At 65.4% G+C, this 17774-nt stretch carries 18 protein-coding genes; 9 read left to right on the top strand and 9 right to left on the bottom strand.

Annotated elements, in window-relative coordinates; translation table 11 throughout:
* Positions 1 to 117 precede the first annotated feature (117 nt).
* From E3O45_RS05380 to E3O45_RS05370, 3 genes are all read right to left on the bottom strand, one after another.
* Positions 118 to 2241: a hypothetical protein gene (locus tag E3O45_RS05380; protein WP_134442324.1), complete on the bottom strand. Its 2124-nt coding sequence runs from the start codon at positions 2239 to 2241 to the stop codon at positions 118 to 120.
* 237 nt (positions 2242 to 2478) lie between these two features.
* Positions 2479 to 3135, bottom strand: a complete 657-nt coding sequence (locus E3O45_RS05375) for an SDR family NAD(P)-dependent oxidoreductase (RefSeq protein ID WP_241985234.1) — start codon at positions 3133 to 3135, stop codon at positions 2479 to 2481.
* Positions 3135 to 4541: a DUF6421 family protein gene (locus tag E3O45_RS05370; RefSeq protein ID WP_134442322.1), complete on the bottom strand. Its 1407-nt coding sequence runs from the start codon at positions 4539 to 4541 to the stop codon at positions 3135 to 3137. The genes E3O45_RS05375 and E3O45_RS05370 overlap by 1 nt, the downstream gene beginning before the upstream one ends.
* 101 nt (positions 4542 to 4642) lie before the next feature.
* Here E3O45_RS05370 and E3O45_RS17670 point away from each other — a divergent pair, with 101 nt between their 5' ends.
* Positions 4643 to 4837, top strand: coding sequence for a hypothetical protein (locus E3O45_RS17670; RefSeq protein ID WP_174843052.1), 195 nt, complete (start codon positions 4643 to 4645; stop codon positions 4835 to 4837).
* 160 nt (positions 4838 to 4997) lie between these two features.
* On the opposite strand, the gene E3O45_RS05360 is transcribed toward E3O45_RS17670, so the two are convergent.
* Both E3O45_RS05360 and E3O45_RS05355 read right to left on the bottom strand, forming a co-directional pair.
* Positions 4998 to 5891, bottom strand: a complete 894-nt coding sequence (locus E3O45_RS05360; protein ID WP_134442320.1) for an amidohydrolase family protein — start codon at positions 5889 to 5891, stop codon at positions 4998 to 5000.
* 35 nt (positions 5892 to 5926) lie between these two features.
* Entirely contained in the window at positions 5927 to 6703 is a 777-nt protein-coding gene (locus E3O45_RS05355; protein WP_134442318.1) for a sulfite exporter TauE/SafE family protein, read from the bottom strand.
* Between the two features lie 23 nt (positions 6704 to 6726).
* Between E3O45_RS05355 and E3O45_RS18360 the strand changes: the two genes are divergently transcribed.
* The 3 genes from E3O45_RS18360 (at position 6727) to E3O45_RS05340 (ending at position 9587) form a co-directional block, all read left to right on the top strand.
* The gene (locus tag E3O45_RS18360; RefSeq protein WP_134442372.1) at positions 6727 to 6990 is read left to right on the top strand and encodes an oligopeptide/dipeptide ABC transporter ATP-binding protein; all 264 of its coding nucleotides are present in this window, start codon (positions 6727 to 6729) and stop codon (positions 6988 to 6990) included.
* On the top strand, positions 6971 to 8749 hold the full coding sequence (locus E3O45_RS05345) for a gamma-glutamyltransferase family protein (protein WP_370450313.1): 1779 nt from the start codon (positions 6971 to 6973) through the stop codon (positions 8747 to 8749). Before E3O45_RS18360 ends, E3O45_RS05345 begins: the two co-directional genes overlap by 20 nt.
* A gap of 121 nt (positions 8750 to 8870) precedes the next feature.
* Complete coding sequence (locus tag E3O45_RS05340) at positions 8871 to 9587, top strand: GntR family transcriptional regulator (RefSeq protein ID WP_134442315.1); 717 nt, start codon at positions 8871 to 8873, stop codon at positions 9585 to 9587.
* On the opposite strand, the gene E3O45_RS18355 is transcribed toward E3O45_RS05340, so the two are convergent.
* Complete coding sequence (locus tag E3O45_RS18355) at positions 9584 to 9952, bottom strand: hypothetical protein (RefSeq protein WP_370450312.1); 369 nt, start codon at positions 9950 to 9952, stop codon at positions 9584 to 9586. The two genes, E3O45_RS05340 and E3O45_RS18355, sit on opposite strands and share 4 nt — an antisense overlap.
* An 80-nt stretch (positions 9953 to 10032) precedes the next feature.
* Here E3O45_RS18355 and E3O45_RS05330 point away from each other — a divergent pair, with 80 nt between their 5' ends.
* Positions 10033 to 10434: a DUF3592 domain-containing protein gene (locus E3O45_RS05330; protein WP_233195416.1), complete on the top strand. Its 402-nt coding sequence runs from the start codon at positions 10033 to 10035 to the stop codon at positions 10432 to 10434.
* On the opposite strand, the gene E3O45_RS05325 is transcribed toward E3O45_RS05330, so the two are convergent.
* Entirely contained in the window at positions 10431 to 11582 is a 1152-nt protein-coding gene (locus tag E3O45_RS05325; RefSeq protein ID WP_134442313.1) for a cation:proton antiporter, read from the bottom strand. The genes E3O45_RS05330 and E3O45_RS05325 overlap by 4 nt on opposite strands.
* 60 nt (positions 11583 to 11642) lie before the next feature.
* Between E3O45_RS05325 and E3O45_RS05320 the strand changes: the two genes are divergently transcribed.
* Positions 11643 to 12479 carry an SDR family oxidoreductase gene (locus E3O45_RS05320; RefSeq protein ID WP_134442311.1) on the top strand — a complete coding sequence of 279 codons (837 nt, stop codon included), beginning with the start codon at positions 11643 to 11645 and terminating at the stop codon, positions 12477 to 12479.
* A 147-nt stretch (positions 12480 to 12626) separates the two neighbouring features.
* Complete coding sequence (locus E3O45_RS05315; protein ID WP_255452956.1) at positions 12627 to 14021, top strand: APC family permease; 1395 nt, start codon at positions 12627 to 12629, stop codon at positions 14019 to 14021.
* Positions 14022 to 14352: 331 nt separating this feature from the next.
* Here E3O45_RS05315 and E3O45_RS05310 read toward each other — a convergent pair whose 3' ends face one another.
* Positions 14353 to 15168 (bottom strand): alpha/beta fold hydrolase, encoded by an 816-nt coding sequence (locus tag E3O45_RS05310; RefSeq protein ID WP_134442307.1) that lies wholly within the window; start codon positions 15166 to 15168, stop codon positions 14353 to 14355.
* A gap of 116 nt (positions 15169 to 15284) precedes the next feature.
* Here E3O45_RS05310 and E3O45_RS05305 point away from each other — a divergent pair, with 116 nt between their 5' ends.
* Both E3O45_RS05305 and E3O45_RS05300 read left to right on the top strand, forming a co-directional pair.
* Complete coding sequence (locus E3O45_RS05305) at positions 15285 to 16205, top strand: AEC family transporter (protein ID WP_134442305.1); 921 nt, start codon at positions 15285 to 15287, stop codon at positions 16203 to 16205.
* Positions 16206 to 16342: 137 nt separating this feature from the next.
* Positions 16343 to 17086 (top strand): fumarylacetoacetate hydrolase family protein, encoded by a 744-nt coding sequence (locus E3O45_RS05300; protein WP_134442304.1) that lies wholly within the window; start codon positions 16343 to 16345, stop codon positions 17084 to 17086.
* Positions 17087 to 17109: 23 nt separating this feature from the next.
* Here the strand turns inward: E3O45_RS05300 and E3O45_RS05295 are convergent, their stop codons facing one another.
* Positions 17110 to 17769 (bottom strand): GntR family transcriptional regulator, encoded by a 660-nt coding sequence (locus E3O45_RS05295; protein WP_134442302.1) that lies wholly within the window; start codon positions 17767 to 17769, stop codon positions 17110 to 17112.
* Positions 17770 to 17774: the final 5 nt, after the last annotated feature.

The following is a 17774-nucleotide window of genomic DNA, read 5'->3' as shown; positions in this document are numbered from 1 at the left end:
AGACGCCAGCGGATGCTGTACCCGCGCCTGGCACGTCAACCGCGCGAGCCGGATTCGGCAGCGCGGGCATGCAGAAGGGGCACGGCCGGGAGGCCGTGCCCCTTCTTTGCTACCTAATTACGCTCGCGACGTCGCGCGACGATGACGTCGCGCGACGACCAGCGTGGCACCGAGCATGAGCAGCAGCGTTGCAGCCGTGAATGGCACGGCGGTGGCGAAGCCGGTCGAGGCGAGCGCGGCTGCTGAAGCTGAAGCAGAGACAGATGCAGATGCAGAGGCCAAAGCATGGAGGCTGAATGCGACGGCACGCACGTCGCCGGACGACTGACCGGTGATGACGAGCGTGTGCGCACCGGCGCCGAGGGCGCTGAGCATGGCGCTGCTCAGCGTCACCCGAACTTCACCGTTGACGACGGCGAAGGTTCCGACCAGAACCGGGGTCGAGTAGGCGTACACGTCAACGAAGGAATCGCCCGAGAACCAAGCCAAGTTGGCCGTGTAGCCCTGGCCGGGTGCGAGTGAACCGGTCGGCAGGCCAGCGGATTCCTGCGTGCCGGTTTCGACGCCGGCGATGGTGAGGAATGCGGCCAGGGCGGTCGAGTCGGCGACCGGAGCGGCAGCCGCTGTGGCTTTCGGGGCGGTGACGAGCGCATCCGTCGTGCTGGAAGCAGTCGATGATTCGAAACCGCTGAGGGTGCCGGTGACGATGAAGCCGATGGTCAGTCCGACGAACTCATCGGTCACGGTGTACGCGCTCGACGTTGCACCGTCGATGCTGCCGCCGAACTGGCCGCCGCTGTAGAACCATTCGTAGGTAAGAGCCGTACCAGTCGGCCAGCCCGTGGAGTTTGCGGTCAGCTCGTTGCCGACGACGGGGGTTCCAGAGATGGACGCAGTGCCGGCTTCGAGGGCCAGTCGCGGTGCTTCGACGACCGCATTGGTCGCAGGGCTGCTCACGGAGAATCGTGACGTGCCCAAGATGCCGGTCACCATGAGCCGGTAGGCGAAGCCCAGATCGGCGTCGGTCAGTTCGTAGGACGCGCCGGTAGCGCTGTCAATGGGAGTTTCAACCCACGGCTCCATCTGGATTTTGAACCACTGGTAGGTGTACGCGGTATCCGCGTCCCAGGTCCCCTCGTCGGCGGTGAGGGTTTCGCCGACAACGCTCTTGCCAACGATGGTTACCACCGGTGGGTCCACAGTTGTGTCGACCGGTTCGGTGGGGGCCGCAGCGACGGCCGCGATGCTGAACGCGATGGTCTGCACGGTGCCAGAGGACTGACCCGAGACAACGAGCGTGTGTGAACCGGCGGCGAGAGCCATGAGCAGGTCGCTGCTGAGAACAATCGGCACCTGACCATTGACGACGGGAAAGGTACCGACGAGAACCGGTGTGGAGTAGGCGTACACGTCGACAAACGAGTCAGCGGAACCCCAACTGAAGGTGGCCGGGTGGGACTCGTCCTGGTTGAGCGAACCGGTCGGCAGGCCAGCGGATGTTTGCGCTGCGACGGGGACGCCCCCGGTCGCCAGATAGGCGTCCAACCCTGCGGAGTCGCTAACCGGTGCGGCCGCCGCTGGCAGCTGGAGCGCGGTGATGGCCGTGTCCATGGTCGCGACCACGACGGCGGAGGAGGGATTGAAGTTGGCATTGCTGGCGGAAACCGTGGCCTCGAGCGACCTGCCCACGAGATTGGTCGGCACGGTGAAGGTGCTCTCCGTGGCGCCGCCGATGTCGCCTGTCAACTCACCATCACGCCAGCCCCACTGGTATCCGAGCGTTGTTCCTTCTGGCCAGCCGGTCGCGGCGACCGTGACGACGCCGCCGACGATGGGTGCACCGCTGATCGATGCGGTTCCTTCCGGCAGGGCCGGCAGTGCGGCCGCTACGACAGTTGGGGTCCAATCGCTGTAAAAGCGGGTCCGACTAATGGGATTGTTCCTTGTCACGTTCACCCTGATCCGCACGGTGTGCCACTCATCGGCACCCGTCACCGTGTAGCTATTCGCAGTTGCGCCGGTGATGTTGGTAAAATCCTCGGAGCCAGCCCAGCCGCGCTGCCACTGGTATGACGTGTTCAGAGCTGAGGTGTTCCCGACTGGGACCGCGTCTGTCAACGCGATCGTGAGCGTTTCACCTACAATGACTTGGCCCACGATGGTGACGTCGTCAACGACCGCCTGAGCCGGGTATGCGAAGAGAGTCGTGAAGGCGAGAATCGCGGCGATGGTCAGGGCCACGGCGGATCTCCGGCGTCGACGAGGGCTGGCCGACTCAGTTGTCACTGTGGTGCTGGTCACTCTCGGGGTCTCCCAGTCAAGTCGATGGTTGGCATTGGCATGGGAAACCAGCAGTGCAGGCAGCACAAGTCGGCATTGCCTCCTCGCGGCCAGATGGGCTCCTCAGTTAGGAGCGTATAGGCCCGTAAGAAAATCGCCTAGCCAATACCCAAAATGGGGTTCACCAACCCGGCTCGGCTAGCCCGCAGCCAGCACCACCCGACTGTTATTGACGGATGCCGCCGCCTTCTCCCACAAACCCGTCACCCGGGTAGCCAGCTCCGTTTCGAGCCCGTCGAGCGAACGGACGACGAAGATCGCAGCCGCGGCGGTGTCCCCGGCTTTCGCAAACCCCGCTCCGACCGCGCGTAACCACGTTTCGGCCGCGGACTTCGCGGCCGCATAATTTGCGCCGCCAGCGGTCGGTCGGTCTACCGACACGCTCGACACAATGGCGAGCCGCCCGGCCGACGCGGCCAGCAGATCGGCGTTGAATGCCCGGGTGGTGTTGCGCAGCGTGGTGACCACGTGCGAGTGCAGAAATTCCCAATCCTCGTCGGTCTGACCGGCCAAACCGCCGCCGCCGCGCCAGCCGCCCACGAGGTGAATCAGCCCGTCGATCGGGCCGATCGCGCCGGCTAGGGCAGTCACGGCGGCAAAGTCAGTGAGGTCGCACTCGTAGAGCGCGGCCTCGGGCGCGACCGCGAGCACGGACTGGAGGCGGGCGAGATTGGAGCCGACGGCGACGACGCGCGCGCCGGCATCCGCTAGTGACGAGGCGACGGCCAGGCCGGCCGTGCTGGTCGCCCCGGCGATGAGCACGGTTCGGCCAGCGACGGCCAGACTGGCACCCATCAGTCGACCGCGCTAGCGGTGATACCGGCCGTCGAGTCGATGACCGTGCGCATCTTCTTTTCCAGCGCTTCGAAGAACATCGACAGCGGAAATTCGTCGTCGAGAACCTGGTCGGTGTAGCCCTTCGGGGCGCCGGCGAGCACCTCGAGCGGCAGGCCGCGGGCCCAGGTCGACGCCGGATTCGGAGTGAGGGTCTTCGAGATCATCTCGTAGGCCGCGAGCCAGTGCGCCTTCTTCGGCCGGTCGATCGACGCCCAGTACAGCTCGTCGACCTGCGCTCCGAGTGCGATGACCACCTCGGGAACGGCGTCCCAATCGAAGGTGAGGCGGGTGTCGGTCCAGTGCAGAACACCGTGCTGGTGCATCCAGGCGAACAATAGCTGCCCGCCGAGGCCGTCATAGTTGCGCACCCGGTTGCCGGTGATGGCGAACCGAAAGATGCGGTCGAAGATAACCGCGTACTGCACCAGCTTCGCGTGCCGACGCGCCTCCGGGCTGGCCAGCTCGCTGCGCTCGATCGTGACCGACTCGCGAAAGGCGGTCAGGTCGCAGCGCAGTTCTTCGAGTGAATACAGGAAGAACGGCATGCGCTGCTTGATCATGAACGGGTCGAACGGCAGGTCGCCGCGCATGTGCGTGCGGTCGTGGATGAGATCCCACATCACGAAGGTCTCTTCGGTGAGGTGCTGGTCGTCGAGCAGCGCGGTAGCCTCGGACGGCAGCTCGAGCCGAGTGATCTCAGCGGCCGCGCGCACGACCCGGCGAAAACGGGCGGCTTCGCGGTCGGCGAAAATCGCCCCCCAGGTAAACGTCGGAATCTCGCGCATCGCGACCGTCTCGGGAAAGAGTACGGCCGAGTTGGTGTCGTAGCCAGGCGTGAAATCGAGAAAACGAATTGGCACGAACAGTTTGTTCGTATAGCCGGCCTCAAGTTCGCCGATGAATTCCGGCCAGATGACCTCGATCAGCACGGCCTCGACGAGCCGGTTGGCGCTGCCGTTCTGCGTGTACATCGGGAATACCACGAGGTGGCGCAGCCCGTTGATGCGGTGCTGCTGCGGCTGAAAAGCCATCAGGGAATCGTAGAAGTCGGGCACGCCGAATCCCTCAGCGGCCCAGCGGTCAAAGTCCACGATCAGGGCTTCGAGATAGCTGGAATCGTGTGTGAAGCGCGGCGCGAGGTCGGTGATCGCTGCGGTGATGCGCGAAACGGAGACGTCAGCATCCGCATGCCGTGCGGCGTCGGCAATCGAACCGTCCTGCGACTGCAGGCCCTGTAGCGAGGTCGCCGCGGCCTTGAGGTCGCGCCAGGACGGATGCTGGGCGAGATCGACGCCGTCTTCGAGAACCTCGGGCTCTCCGACCAGAGCGTTAGCTACGTGTGTTTTTTCAACAGATATCGACATGGGAACCTCCGATTCGCGTGAGTGCCGCGGTTGCGGCGGGCGTGCTCCTTCAGAATATCGGGCGCAGAGCGGCGTTTTCTTGCTAGTTCTCGCAACGAACCATGACTCCGGGCCGGGTTGGGCGCCAAGAATCGCCGGTTTCGGCTCTTTTCGCGCTGGAGGTCCGGGTTGCCCGGTTCTTTCAAACCGGTCCCGGCCAATATGGCGAAGGTGACGTCTTCATCGGCTTGAAGATGCCGGTGCTGCGCGCGGTCGTCAGGCGGTGCGCCACTCTGCCGCTGACCGGGGTCGAATAGCGCCAGGAACGGGACTGTTCGCGTTGGCTCGCTTGGAACACGAGTGGGGTGTCCCGCTCGGAACCGGAGTCGATGCCCTGCCGGCCAGAGGCCTTCGCGAACACCAGGTCGAACGCGTACGCGTTAGGGCAGGACCGCTGTGAGTCGGTCCGGCACGCTTCTATTCGCCGATCAGGCGTAGCCCGTTGTACCAGCAGACCGCGCGTAGCCAGTCGTCGTCGAGTCGCGGCTCCCGGTCGCGCAGGCGTTCGAGCACCTCCAGCTGGTGCGCATACGGGTACGGGATGTTGGGAAAATCGCTGCCGAGCACCACCCGGTCGGGCAGGTCCGCCAGCCGCGAGAGCAGGGCGGGGTCAAACGGCGCGAGCTGCTCGAAAAAGTCGGTGAACACCATCGTGGTATCAAGGTGCACCCAGGGATACCGCTCGGCCAGGTCGAGAAACTCGCCGTATTCCGGGGCGCCCAGATGTGCGACGACCGCCGTGAGTAGCGGATGCCGCGCCAACACTCCCGCAAGCGCGTCCGGCCCAGTGATCCCCGGCCGAGCAACCGGCCCGCTGCCGACATGGATCACGACCGGAATCGCGGCGTCGGCGAGCAGCCCCCAAACCGGGTCGAGGATCGGTTCGCGCAGATCAAAAGCCCCGACCTGCGCGTGAATTTTAAACACTCGAGCGCCGCGGTCGAGGGCGGACTGCACCTGGTCGAGCACGCCCTCCTCCGGGTAGAACGTGGCGCTCGGAACGCAGTCGGCATGCGCTTTCGCGAGATCGAGTGAGAAATCGGTCAGGGAGGCCGCCATCCCGGCACGATGCGCATAGGACAGCGCGGTGAAGCGCCGCACGCCGAGCCGGCGAATCGTCGCGAGCCGCGACTCCTGGTCCTCGCGGTACCGAATCGGCCACGGGTGGCCGATCAGCGGCTCGATCTCGTCGAAATGAGCCCAGACGCGCCGCAGCATCCGCTCGGGGAGAAAGTGGGTGTGCAGGTCGACCAGCCCGGGCAGGCCGAGCCCCCGCCACCAGGCCGGCACCTCATTGTCGCTGAGACTCATTGCACCCAGTGTGTCAGATTGCCTGACCGAAGTGATCAGGTGACCAGCAGCACGACCGCGGCCGTCAGCGCGACGATCACGAGAATCGTGCGCAACACCGGAGCCGGCAGGCGCCGCCCGATTCTGGCGCCGAGCCAGCCGCCGAGGGCCGAGCCGACGCCGATCAGGACGGCAATCATCCAGTCGACCGTGCCGCTGGAGATGAAGATCACCGCCGACACGACGTTGGCGACACCGGCCAGAACGTTCTTGGCGCCGTTGGCCCGGTGCATATCGGTTGACCAGAGAATACCCAGCAGGGCCAGAAGGACAACGCCCTGGGCTGCCCCGAAATAGCCGCCGTACACGCCCGTCGCCAGCACGCCGAGGATAAGACCAATCGTCACCGGGCGGGTATCGGCATGTGCAACGTCAGATTTGCGTCGTACGAATCGCGCGACGCGCGGCTGAATGGCGGAGAGCACGCCCGCCAAGAGCAGCAGATAGGGAACGACAACGGAGAAGGCGGATGCCGGCAGAACCAGCAGCAGAATGCCGCCGACGATCCCACCAACGGCGGAGAAGACGGCCATGAGCCCGACCGCGCGCCACTGCCCCTGCAGCTCTCGTCGGTAGCCGTAGGCGCCGGTGACGGAGGCCGGTACCAGACCAACGGTGTTCGACACATTGGCGGTGATCGGGGGGATGCCGAGGGCGAGCAGGGTCGGAAAGGTGATCAGCGTTCCCGCGCCGGCCACCACGTTGATGATTCCGGCCACGATCCCCGCCACGAAGATAATCGTGCCATTGAGTAGCCCTATCTCAATTTCCATGGTTATTGTCCTATTCATAGACGATCTGTCTCTATACCGTATACAGTATCCAGACAACGGACGAACTATTTCACTCCTTCCACCTGCCGAGTCCAACCGAAGTAATAAGTGGATGCCCGTTCCACGCCCGTTGCCCGGTTGCGATTGATCGCTGCCGAACCGAGGTGCCGCGTCTGCTCCGCGTAACGAGCCCCGAACACCAGAGCGCCTGCCACCTCGTCACCGCAGAAAATGGCGCATCGCGCATCAGCCAAGGAGACACGAATCTTGTTTACCACCCGTCCTGAACTCGTCGGAAACGTCGGTATGGTGGCCTCCACCCACTGGATCGCCTCGGCCACCGGAATGAGCATCCTCGAGCGCGGCGGCAATGCCGCCGATGCCGCGGTAGCCACCGGCTTCGTGCTGCAAATTGTTGAGCCTCACCTCAACGGACCCGGTGGCGAGGTTCCGATTTTGGTCTGGTCGGAAATCGACCAGCAGGTATCCACCATTTGCGGTCAGGGCGTGTCACCGGCTGCGGCAACGATCGAGGCCGTGACCGGGTTGGGCCTGGACGTGATGCCAGGGACGGGCCTGCTGCCCGCGGTCGTGCCGGGTGCCTTTGGGGCGTGGACGCTGCTCTTGGAACTGCACGGCACCATGACGCTGCGGCAGGTGCTCGAACCGGCCATCCACTATGCCGAGGAGGGGCATCCGCTGCTCCAGCGGGTATCCGCTGCCATCGAAACGATGCAGGAACTGTTCACGACCGAGTGGCCCACCTCGGCGGCGACCTGGCTGCCGGGCGGACAGGTGCCCGCGACCGGAAGCTGTTTCCGAAATCCTGTGCTGGCCGCGACCCTGCGCCGGATAGTCGCGGAGTCCGAAGCTGACGGCGGGTCGCGAGAAGCGCAAATCCGCGCGGCCAGGGACTGCTGGTACCGCGGTTTTGTCGCCGAAGCCATCGGTGAATTCTGCGCCGACAACGAGGTGATGGATACCTCGGGGGAGCGTCATCGGGGGCTGTTGACCGCCGCGGACCTGGCCCGGTGGGAGCCCACGGTGGAACAGCCGCTCACCTACGAGTATCACAACTACACCGTCTGCAAGACGGGCCCCTGGGGGCAGGGACCCGTCTTTCTGCAGCAACTGGCGCTGCTCGAAGGCTTCGATCTGACCGCGATGGGACCCGGCTCCGCTGACTGGGTGCACACCATCCTGGAGAGTTGCAAACTCGCCTTTGCCGATCGCGAGGCCTGGTACGGCGACCCGAATTTCACCGACGTGCCCATGGCGGCTCTGCTCAGCTCGGAATACAACGCGCAGCGTCGCCTGCTGATCACCGACACGGCCTCCGTGGAACTCCGCCCCGGCAACCCCGGCGGCGCCCAGGCGCGACTGCCGCATTACCCGGCATCTCCAGCCGGCTATGAGAATTTGATCGGGTCCGGCGAGCCGACGATCGCCAAATCAGGGGAGACCCGGGGGGACACCTGCCACGTCGACGTGGTCGATGCCAACGGGATGATGATCTCGGCCACGCCCAGTGGCGGCTGGATGCAATCATCCCCAACGATCCCCGCGTTGGGCTTCTGCCTCAGCACCCGCGCTCAAATGTTCTGGCTCCAGGAAGGTCTGCCGAACTCCCTGCGCCCGAGCGCTCGCCCACGAACCACGCTGACGCCGTCCTTCGCCCTGCGCGACGGCAAGCCCTGGCTCGCGTTCGGAACCCCGGGCGGCGACGCGCAGGATCAATGGTCGTTGAACTACTTCCTGAACCTCGTGCACGGCGATATGAATCTGCAGGAGGGTATCGATGCCCCCGGTTTTCACTCCACGCACATGCCCAACTCCTTCTTCCCGCGGGATGCGCATCCAGCCGAGGTCTATCTGGAGAGTCGGTTTGATTCGGCCGTGCTTGACGAGCTGCGGGATCGCGGTCACGTCGTCGTGGTCGGTGAGCCGTGGTCCGAAGGGCGAGTGAGCGCTGTGGCGCGCGATGGCGGCTGGCTCAAGGCTGCGGCCAACCCTCGGGGCAACCAGGGCTACGCCGTCGGGCGCTAGTCGCACGGGGCACTGAACGAGGCGCCCCGAGAACTGCGGCATAATCAACAAATGTTGTGCGCGCCGGACGGCGGCAGATGGCGGTCCGCCACGCAGGAATGGTCGAAGAGGAATAGCTGAAGTGTCGGACGTCTTGGAGTCGAAAGGGGATGAGTTGCGCACTCTCGGCTTACTGAAAGCTGCGCAAACCCTGGGCGAACGGGTTTACGAGGTGTTGGAAGAATCCATTGTCGACGGTGTCATCGCACCGGGTTCCCACCTGCGCGAAGACGAAGTCGCCAAGCAGCTGGGGGTGAGCCGAAACCCGGTGCGTGAGGCCATTCAACGACTCGTGCACGACGGCTTCGTCGAACATCGGCCGGGCAAGAAGGGTGCCTTCGTGCACGCTCCCAGTGACAAGGAAGTGCAGGAGGTTTTCCACGCCCGCTCACTGTTGGAAAGCGACTGCGCACGGTTGGCCGCCGAAAATATTTCAGACGTCGATTTAGCTCGGCTCCAGGAACTGCTGGGGCATGGTGATGCGGCGATCGCGGCCCAGGACGCTAAGCACCTGCTGGAGCTCAACGACCGGTTTCACAATATTGTCGTGGAGGCCGCCGACAACTCGGTGATTGCCCGAATGCTGGGGGTGCTGCAACGACGAATTCGCTGGTATTTCTACCAGGTCGTCGTGACGCGGGCCGTCGGCTCGTGGGACCAACACCGCCAGATTTACGAGGCGCTGCGCGACCACGACGGCGACCGGGCAGCGGTGTGCATGATGGCTCACGTCATGCAGACCGCCGCGACGATCCGTGATCACCAAGACACGGTAGCCGGCGCCGACCTTCCCAACTAGTCGGGGCAACCGTGACAAGAGCGCGCAGCAGGCCTATTTCTCCCGGCCAGGATGCCCGCGACGGCATGGCCGAAAGCGGCATGGAGGCTGGTATGGCCCAGGGCTACGATCGGCTCGATGCGTCCACCCGAGATGATATCGACGGTCGTGGTGGCAGCGAACGCGGTGATCAGCGACCACGCCTCGTGCGTGGCCTGCGTGCTCGGCACCGGCACGGTATGAAAGTGGTCGTAGACCCAAATGGATTCCCATGCACCGGCAGCGGCGTGGGTGGCCAGGCCGCTCATGGTTGCCCACTGCCCGGCGGGTTCGATTCCGACCAGATCGTGTCGCCAGCCCTGGGGTACAAACAGTCCGAATCGCATGGTTTCATGCCTAGACTGCCGCCTGGTCGGGGCGTCAAACGTTACTCTGGAGCCAGGACGACAACAATAAACGGACGGCGGTGACAGTGCACGCTCTCGACTTCGCCGGCATTATGAGCGAGATCCTCACCCTCGTCGGCCTCATCATCGGAGCGCTGCTCTACATTGTCGGCCTGTCCGTGCGCGGCATCAGTGGCCGCTGGACCCGCACGACCGCGGTGATCGCCGCGTCGGGGCCGGCCACGGTCATCCGCTGGTTTGATGGCGACGGCGATGTCCACGAATGCCCGGCCGACACCCACGAGACGCACCACCTGGTGCCCGGCGACGATGTGCGCGTGTGGTTTCGCAACCGCCATCCCGAGCGTTGCCGCACACACGACCCCGAACTCGACGGTAAGGGCCTGCGCCTGATCGGCCTGGTCTTGCTCGGCATCGGCGTGCTCGCCGGCGTGACCGGCATCGTGCTGATGTTTGTCTAACCGACCGTCTTTTCGGCAGCGGATGCTGCGCGCGGCCGCGCCCATCCGCTCGCCGCCGCGGTCACCGCGATGGTCACGAGTGCGCCGAGCAGCAGCGCCGCCGCCTCCCCGGGGGCGAGCACGTGCAGCTGGGTACCGATCGTCGCGGCCGCGATCGGTATACCGAGCTGGGCCGCCGACAGCAGTCCGAATGACAGGGGCAGTCCCAACACCCGGGTGGTCGCGTGGGTCAGCAGGGTCGCCAGGCCCAGTGTCAGGCCGAGGGCGATCATCTGCGGGTGGTCGGTCAGGTCGCGCAGCGCGAGCGAAGCGCCGAGCCAGACGAAGAACAGCGGGCCGAAGAATCCGTCGGCGAGGGCGAAGAGCTGGCGGGCCAGGCGGCGCGGTTCGCCGACCGCTGCGACGGCGAGCCCGAACGCGAAACCGGCGAGCATGACCGAGACATGGCTGAACACGGCCACCGCCGACAGGGCAAACAGAATGGCCAGTTGGATGCGCAGCTCGAGGGCGAACTTGCGGTTCGCCGAGAGCTTGTGCAGCCGTGCGCGGGAGCCGTTTCGTTCCAACCGGGACAACAAGACGTACAAGGTCACGGCCAACGCCGCGATCAGTGCGGCGCCGAGCGCCGCGCGGCCCGCATTCGGCGGGTCGATGGCCAGGGGCAGCGCCACGATGGCCGCGATGTCCGCGATCGCAACCTGTGCCGTGAGTTCGAGCATCGAGCGCCCGCGCAGCCCCAGGGAGTGGATGAGCGGCAGCACGAGCGCGGCCGACGAGGAAGCCAGCAGCACTATATAAAGAGGTGCGTGATTCGTTCCGAACATTATCGCGATGGCCACGCCGAGGGCGCTCGCCGAGACCGTGACGAGAATCGCCCGCACCAAACCCGCCGAGAGCGCCGCGCGAATCGCGCCGGTACGAACCGGCACGTGCGTGCCGGCCACGAACATGATCAACGCGAATCCGACATCCGCTAACAGGGTCAGCGTGGGGTCGGCGGCTTCGATGAGGCCGAAGCCGGTTCGACCGACGATGACGCCGGCGGCGAGCTGGCCAATGACGACCGGGATATTCCAACGGCGCGGCATTGCCAGGAGTGGCCCGAGCAACGCGACCACGGAGATGATCGCGAGGGTTTGAAAGTCCATCCGCGCCTCCTCCTGTTGGTAGATCGAGCGTAGTACTGCTGCAGACGGCATGATGGGGGTATGAGTCGAACCGTCGCCGGAGCCCACGTGCTGATAACCGGAGCAGCCAGCGGCATGGGCCGCCTGTATGCCGAACGCTGCGTTGCCGAGGGGGCCAAAGCCGTCATCCTCTGGGACCGCGACGGTGCTGCGCTCGCCCAAACTGCTGCCATCCTGACGGAACGCTCCAACGGGCTCACCCAGATCGCGCCCTACGTCGTGGATATCGCCGATCTCGGCGCCATCGCGCAGACCGCACAGCGCGTGCGCACCGAGATCGGCAACCCCGACGTCGTCATCAACAACGCCGGAATCGTGCGTGGCAAATATTTCTGGGAGCACGACAACGGCGCAGACACCCGCCCCACCATGCAGATCAACGCGCTCGCCCCGATGTACATCACCCGAGAGTTTCTCCCGGCCATGATTGCGAGCGGATGGCGTGAGTCACGCATCGTAAATATCGCGTCGGCCGCCGGCACCCTCAGCAACCCGCGCATGAGCGTTTATGCCGCTTCGAAGGCCGCCCTGATCGGTTGGAGCGATTCGCTGCGGCTCGAGCTCGTGCAGCAGGGCCACGGTCAGGTCAAGGTCACCACGGTCTGCCCGAGCTACATCGATACCGGCATGTTCGAGGGCGCGCGCGGGCCGCTGCTCACCCCGCTGATGACCCCGGAATATGTCGTCGATCGGGTCTGGCGGGCCATGCTCGCCGGCAAGCCGCAGCTGCTGTTGCCCTGGACGGTCAGCCTGTCGAAGGTGCTGCGCGGCGTGCTGCCGCTGGCAGCCTGGGACACCGTCGCCGGTCGCGTCTTCGGCGTGTACCGCTCCATGGATCGGTGGGTCGGTCGCGGGTAGCGGCCCCCGACCGCCGGGAAAGTGGCAGACTCAAGGTAGACCAGCGCCGGCGGCGCACCATCCGGCGTCACTCAATGTTGAGTACGAGCCGAAACAAACGGGGACACCATCGCTACCACGCACCACCACGCACCGTCTTTGCTCAGAGTGCTCGGCAACAGAGACGCACTCGCCCTCGGCTTCGGAGCCATGATCGGTTTCGGCTGGGTCGTGCTGACCGGCGGCTGGATCAACGACGCCGGCACGATGGGCGCCGTCACAGCCATGATCGCCGGCGGCATCATCATGAGCATCGTCGGCCTCACCTACGCCGAACTCACCGCGGCAATGCCCAAGGCCGGCGGCGAACACAACTTTCTACTGCGGGCCATGGGGCCGCGCTGGTCGTTCGTCGGATCGTGGGCGATCACCGGCGGCTACGTCACCATCGTCGCCTTCGAGGCCGTCGCCCTACCGCGCACGGCCGGGTATCTCTTTCCTAACCTGAGCCAGATCCCGCTCTGGCAGGTAGCTGGCGAGCAGGTCTATCTGACCTGGGCGCTGGTCGGAGCCGTGGCGGCCGTCGTGATCACGGGGATCAACATCCGGGGTGTGAAACTGGCCGGGGTCGTGCAGACCTTTGTGGTGCTGTTTCTGCTGATAGTCGGTGCGATGCTCGTGCTGGGCTCGTTCACCGGCGGCTCCACGGTGAACATGGAACCGTTCTTCACCGGCGGCATGGGCGGATTCTTCGCCGTGCTCGTCGTCGTGCCCTTCCTGTTCGTCGGCTTCGACGTCATTCCGCAATCGGCCGAAGAGGTCAACGTTGCGCCGCGCCAGATCGGCCGGCTCGTTGTGGTTGCCGTTATTCTCGCGACCATTTGGTACGTCATGATCGTGCTCACCACGTCATCGTCCATGTCGGCGGCGGCCATTGGCCAAACCGATATCGCCACAGCGGATGCCATGGGCGCGCTCTTCGGCAGCGACGTCATGGCCAAGGTGCTCATCGCCGGCGGAATCGCCGGAATCCTCACCTCGTGGAACTCGCTGCTGCTCGGGGCATCACGCCTGATGTTCTCGATGGCGCGCTCCGGCATGCTGCCGGCCTGGTTCGGCAAGCTGCACCCGAAATTTCGCACGCCGACCAACTCGCTCATCTTCGTCGGCGTTCTGTCGTTCATGGCGCCGTTCTTCGGAACGCAGATGCTCGGATGGCTCGTGGATTCCGGAGCCCCGAGCATCGTCATCGCCTACATTCTGGTTGCCGTGGCCTTTGTGGTGCTGCGCCGCCGCGAACCGAAGATGGACCGCCCGCTGCGCGTGGGCGGCAAGGGCAACGGCGGAGTCGTGATCGGCGTTGCCGCAGCCGCGCTCTGCCTGGCCCTGCTCAGCCTGTATATGCCCGGCATGCCGGCCGCGTTGTCGTTCGAACCCTGGGTGTTGTTCGCCCTCTGGTGGGTCGGCGGCGTGTTCTTCTACCTGCGCATTCCGGCTGGAATCGCGCCGGGCCACGACGCCGAGGAACGCCTGCTGGAGAGCCTCGGATCGCGTCGCTCCTAGCGCCCGGAACCGGTCGCGTCAGCGCCGAAAATAATGCGAAATTAATCTTGCATTTCCCGCGAAGATGAGTGCTGTTTTTGTGGCTGGGGCACTCGTACTCCCCTCGTCGGCACTCTTCCAGCAGGAAGGTGACCACCTTGACGGACCGGGGCCCCAGACTTTCTGTGCCTGTGCCTGTGCCTGTGCCTGTGCCTGTGCCTGTGCCTGTGCCTTGAGGTCTCCTGAACTGCCTCTCCGTCGGTCGACCCGGTCGAGACCTCCGTCGCCCTGCGCGAGCTGTCTGCGGAACCCGACCCTCTCCCCACTCCGTGCGGGGGAGGAGACGAACCGATCAGAGGCTGTTAGTCGCCAGCCAGCTGATCAGCACACGCTGAAATTCCAGCGGATGCTCCACGCTCGGCAGGTGCGCGGTGCCGCGGAACGTGCATCCGCTAGATTGCGGCAGCATCTCCAGCAGAAATTCATAATGGGCCAGCGCTGAGGTGACGTCGAGCTCGCCCACGGTGACGAGCGCCGGAACATCGATGTCGCTGACCCGGTCGAGCGCGGGCGGCTCAAGCGGAATCGAGATCGGCGCCTCCGTAGCGTGGATGACGTTGCGCAGGTTGAGTTCTTGCGCCAAGGCGAGAAAGGCCGGGTCGACGTCGGCTGGCTTACGGGTCGGCCCGACCGCCCACAGGGTGACCTCAAGCCGGGCCAGCCGGGGCCACTGGCGGGCGGTGAAGGCCGCATCGAGCTTGTCGAACAGGGCGTCTTCCCGCTCGGTGAGCTCCACCTCGGGAAATCCGCTGGGGCCGGAGCCGATCGTGACCAGGCCCGCCACCCGCTCGGGACTGGCCACGGCCAGGTCGATCGCAATCGTGCCACCGCGTGAGCAGCCGATGAGGGTGGCCCGAGCGACGCCGAGATGATCGAGCAGTGCCGCGGCATCCGCTCGATTGGAGAATTCCACATTCTCGGTCGTCGTCTGGCCGAAACCGCGGGCGTCAAAGCGAATGACGAAGTGGTGCGCCGCGAGAGCCGCGACCTGCGGATCCCACATGCGCAGGGTCGCAATGCCGGCGTGCAGCAACAGCAGGGCGGGAGATTCGGGGTCGCCCAGTGTTTCGTAGTAGAGCGAAGCGCCGGGAACATCGAGTCTGGGCATGCCCCGAGCGTAGCGCCACGTCCGGTGCGCCCGAAAGACCGGGCTCGTGCGATGGCTAAAAGCGGTAGAGGCTGTTTTGACCTGGTGCGCGGTCCGAAACCCCTAGGCTCAACATAATGGGCGGTGTACTGGTCGGGTTTTCGATTATCGGATTTGTGATCCTGATCGGGTACTTTGTCGAACGGTTCGGCATCGTCGGTGTTGGCACCGGCCGGGTGCTCAATCGGGTGGCCTTCTTCGTGGCGACTCCGGCGCTGCTGTTCACGGTGCTCTCGCACGCGGATGTCACCGTGCTGTTCTCTGAATTTCTGCTCGCCATTGTCTGCACCATCGTGGTCGGTGTCGTCGTCTATGTCATCGCCGCCCGCTTGTTTTTTCGTCGACCGCTGGCCGAGACGGTGCTCGGCGCATCGACCGCGACGTACGTCAACGCAAACAATATTGGGCTTCCGGTAGCCATCTACGTGCTCGGCAGCGCGCAGTACGTGGCTCCCGTGCTGCTGCTGCAGCTGGTCATTCTGGCCCCGACCATTCTGGCCATTCTCGACCTCGCCACCCAGGGCCGAGCGTCGTTTCGGTCGATCGTGACTCAGCCCATTCGCAACCCGATGATTATCGCCTCGCTCGCCGGTGTGCTCGTGGCGATGCTGGGCATCACGCTGCCCAAACCCGTGCTCGCCCCGTTCGAGCTGATCGGCGGCGCCGCCATTCCCCTGGTGCTGCTGTCGTTTGGCATGTCGCTGCACGGCCAGCGCCTGCTGAAGGCCGGAACCGGGCGCAAACAGGTCGTCGCCGCGACCGTGATCAAGGTCGCGCTCATGCCGATCGTCGCGTACCTGTTCGGGCACTTCGTGTTCGACCTCGCCGGTGCCGAATTGTTCGCCGTCGTCGCCGTGTCGGCGCTGCCGACCGCGCAGAACATCTTCAACTTCGCCTCGCGCTACGACCGGGCCATGGTCGTCACCCGCGACACCGTGTTGCTCACCACGATCCTGTCCATGCCCGCCCTGCTCGTGATCGCGGCCCTCCTTGCCTGAGTGCCGGCAGAACTGCGGAAATTTTGCTCACATTCCGCGAAATCACTGGGTCACCGCACGGTGCGTTCGCGCGTGACCGTGAAGTTCTCCGCAGGTATGCAGGGGCACCAAGTGATTTTGCCCTCGAAAGGATGAAAATGTCGCTCAGCACCCCCGAGACCGGCTTGCCGGCCCCGTTCTCCCCGCCGAAACCCACCAGCCTGCCGATCAGTGACTCGGCCGACCGGTTCTACCTGAACCGGGTCTACTGCGTCGGCCGCAACTACGCTGACCATGCGCGAGAAATGGGCAATGACCCCGATCGGGAGCCGCCCTTCTTCTTCGCCAAACCGGCCGACGCCGTGTTCGCCGTGACCGAGGGTGTTCCCGCTCGCGGCGTTTCTGTCCACGAGGTGCCCTACCCGCCCGAGACCGACAACCTGCACTTCGAGATGGAACTCGTCGTCGCGATCGGTGTTGGCGGCGCCGACATCGCGGCAGCGGATGCCCTCGGTCACGTCTTCGGCTACGCCGCCGGCGTCGACCTCACCCGCCGCGATCTGCAGGACGCAGCCAAGGCCGCGCGTCGCCCGTGGGACCTCTCCAAGGGCTTCGACTTTTCCGGACCGTGCTCGCCGCTCGTCGCCGCGGCCACGATCGGTCATCCGGCCGCGGCCCGCATTTGGCTCGACGTCGACGGTGACACCCGCCAGGACGGGGACCTCGCCGACCAAATCTGGCCCGTCCCCGACGTGATTGCCGCGCTGTCCCGCTTCGTCACGCTGCGTCCGGGTGACCTGATTTTCACTGGAACTCCCGCCGGTGTCGGCCGCATTGAGCCCGGTGACGACGTCACCGCCGGAATCGACGGGATCGGCGAGCTCGCGTTCCGCGTCGTCTGACCGGCATCCGCTGGCCTGGCAGCTCAGGCCAGCAGCGCGCCGAGGGCGGTCGTGGCGTGGCCTCGATGCTCATCGAGCAGGCCGATGACGAGCTCGGTGTCCCCGGCGGCGAAGGCGTCGACGATGGCGGCATGCTCGTGCTCGACCAAGGCCCGGTTGCCCGCCTGCTCGTAGTAGAGCCGGCGGTAGGCTTCGGTCGAATCCCAGAGCGCACGCAGAATGCGTTCCAGCCGGGGGAGCCCGGATGACGTCACGAGTACGAAGTGAAACCGCCGGTTGGCCTCGTTCATGGCGAGCAGGTCGCCGGCCGCATTAGCCCGCTCCACCTCGACGGCGGTGGCGCGCAGTGCGGTGAGTATGTGTTCGCCGCCGCGCGCGATCGTGGCGCGCACCGCCTCCGCCTCGAGCAGCTGCCGCAGTCGGTAGACTTCGAGCAGGTCGGCGAGCGAAAGCTCGGTCACCCGGTAGCCGCGATGCGGCTCGTGCACGACGTGCCCCTCGGTTTCGAGCGTGTTGAGGGCCTCCCGCACCGGAACCCGGCTGACGCCGAGGCGTTCGGCCAGATCCTCCTGTCGCAGTGGCTGCCCGGGAACAAACTCACCGACGGCGATCAGGCGCCGCAACTCAGCGAGCACGAATGCCGGAACGGTCGGCGGGCGCTGGGTCGGATTGGGAGAAGACACTGTCA

It is taken from the genome of Cryobacterium sp. TMS1-20-1, assembly GCF_004402355.1.
Classification (GTDB): domain Bacteria; phylum Actinomycetota; class Actinomycetes; order Actinomycetales; family Microbacteriaceae; genus Cryobacterium; species Cryobacterium levicorallinum.
Note: the sequence above shows the minus strand (reverse complement) of the source record. Positions and strands in the feature narration are given on the sequence as shown.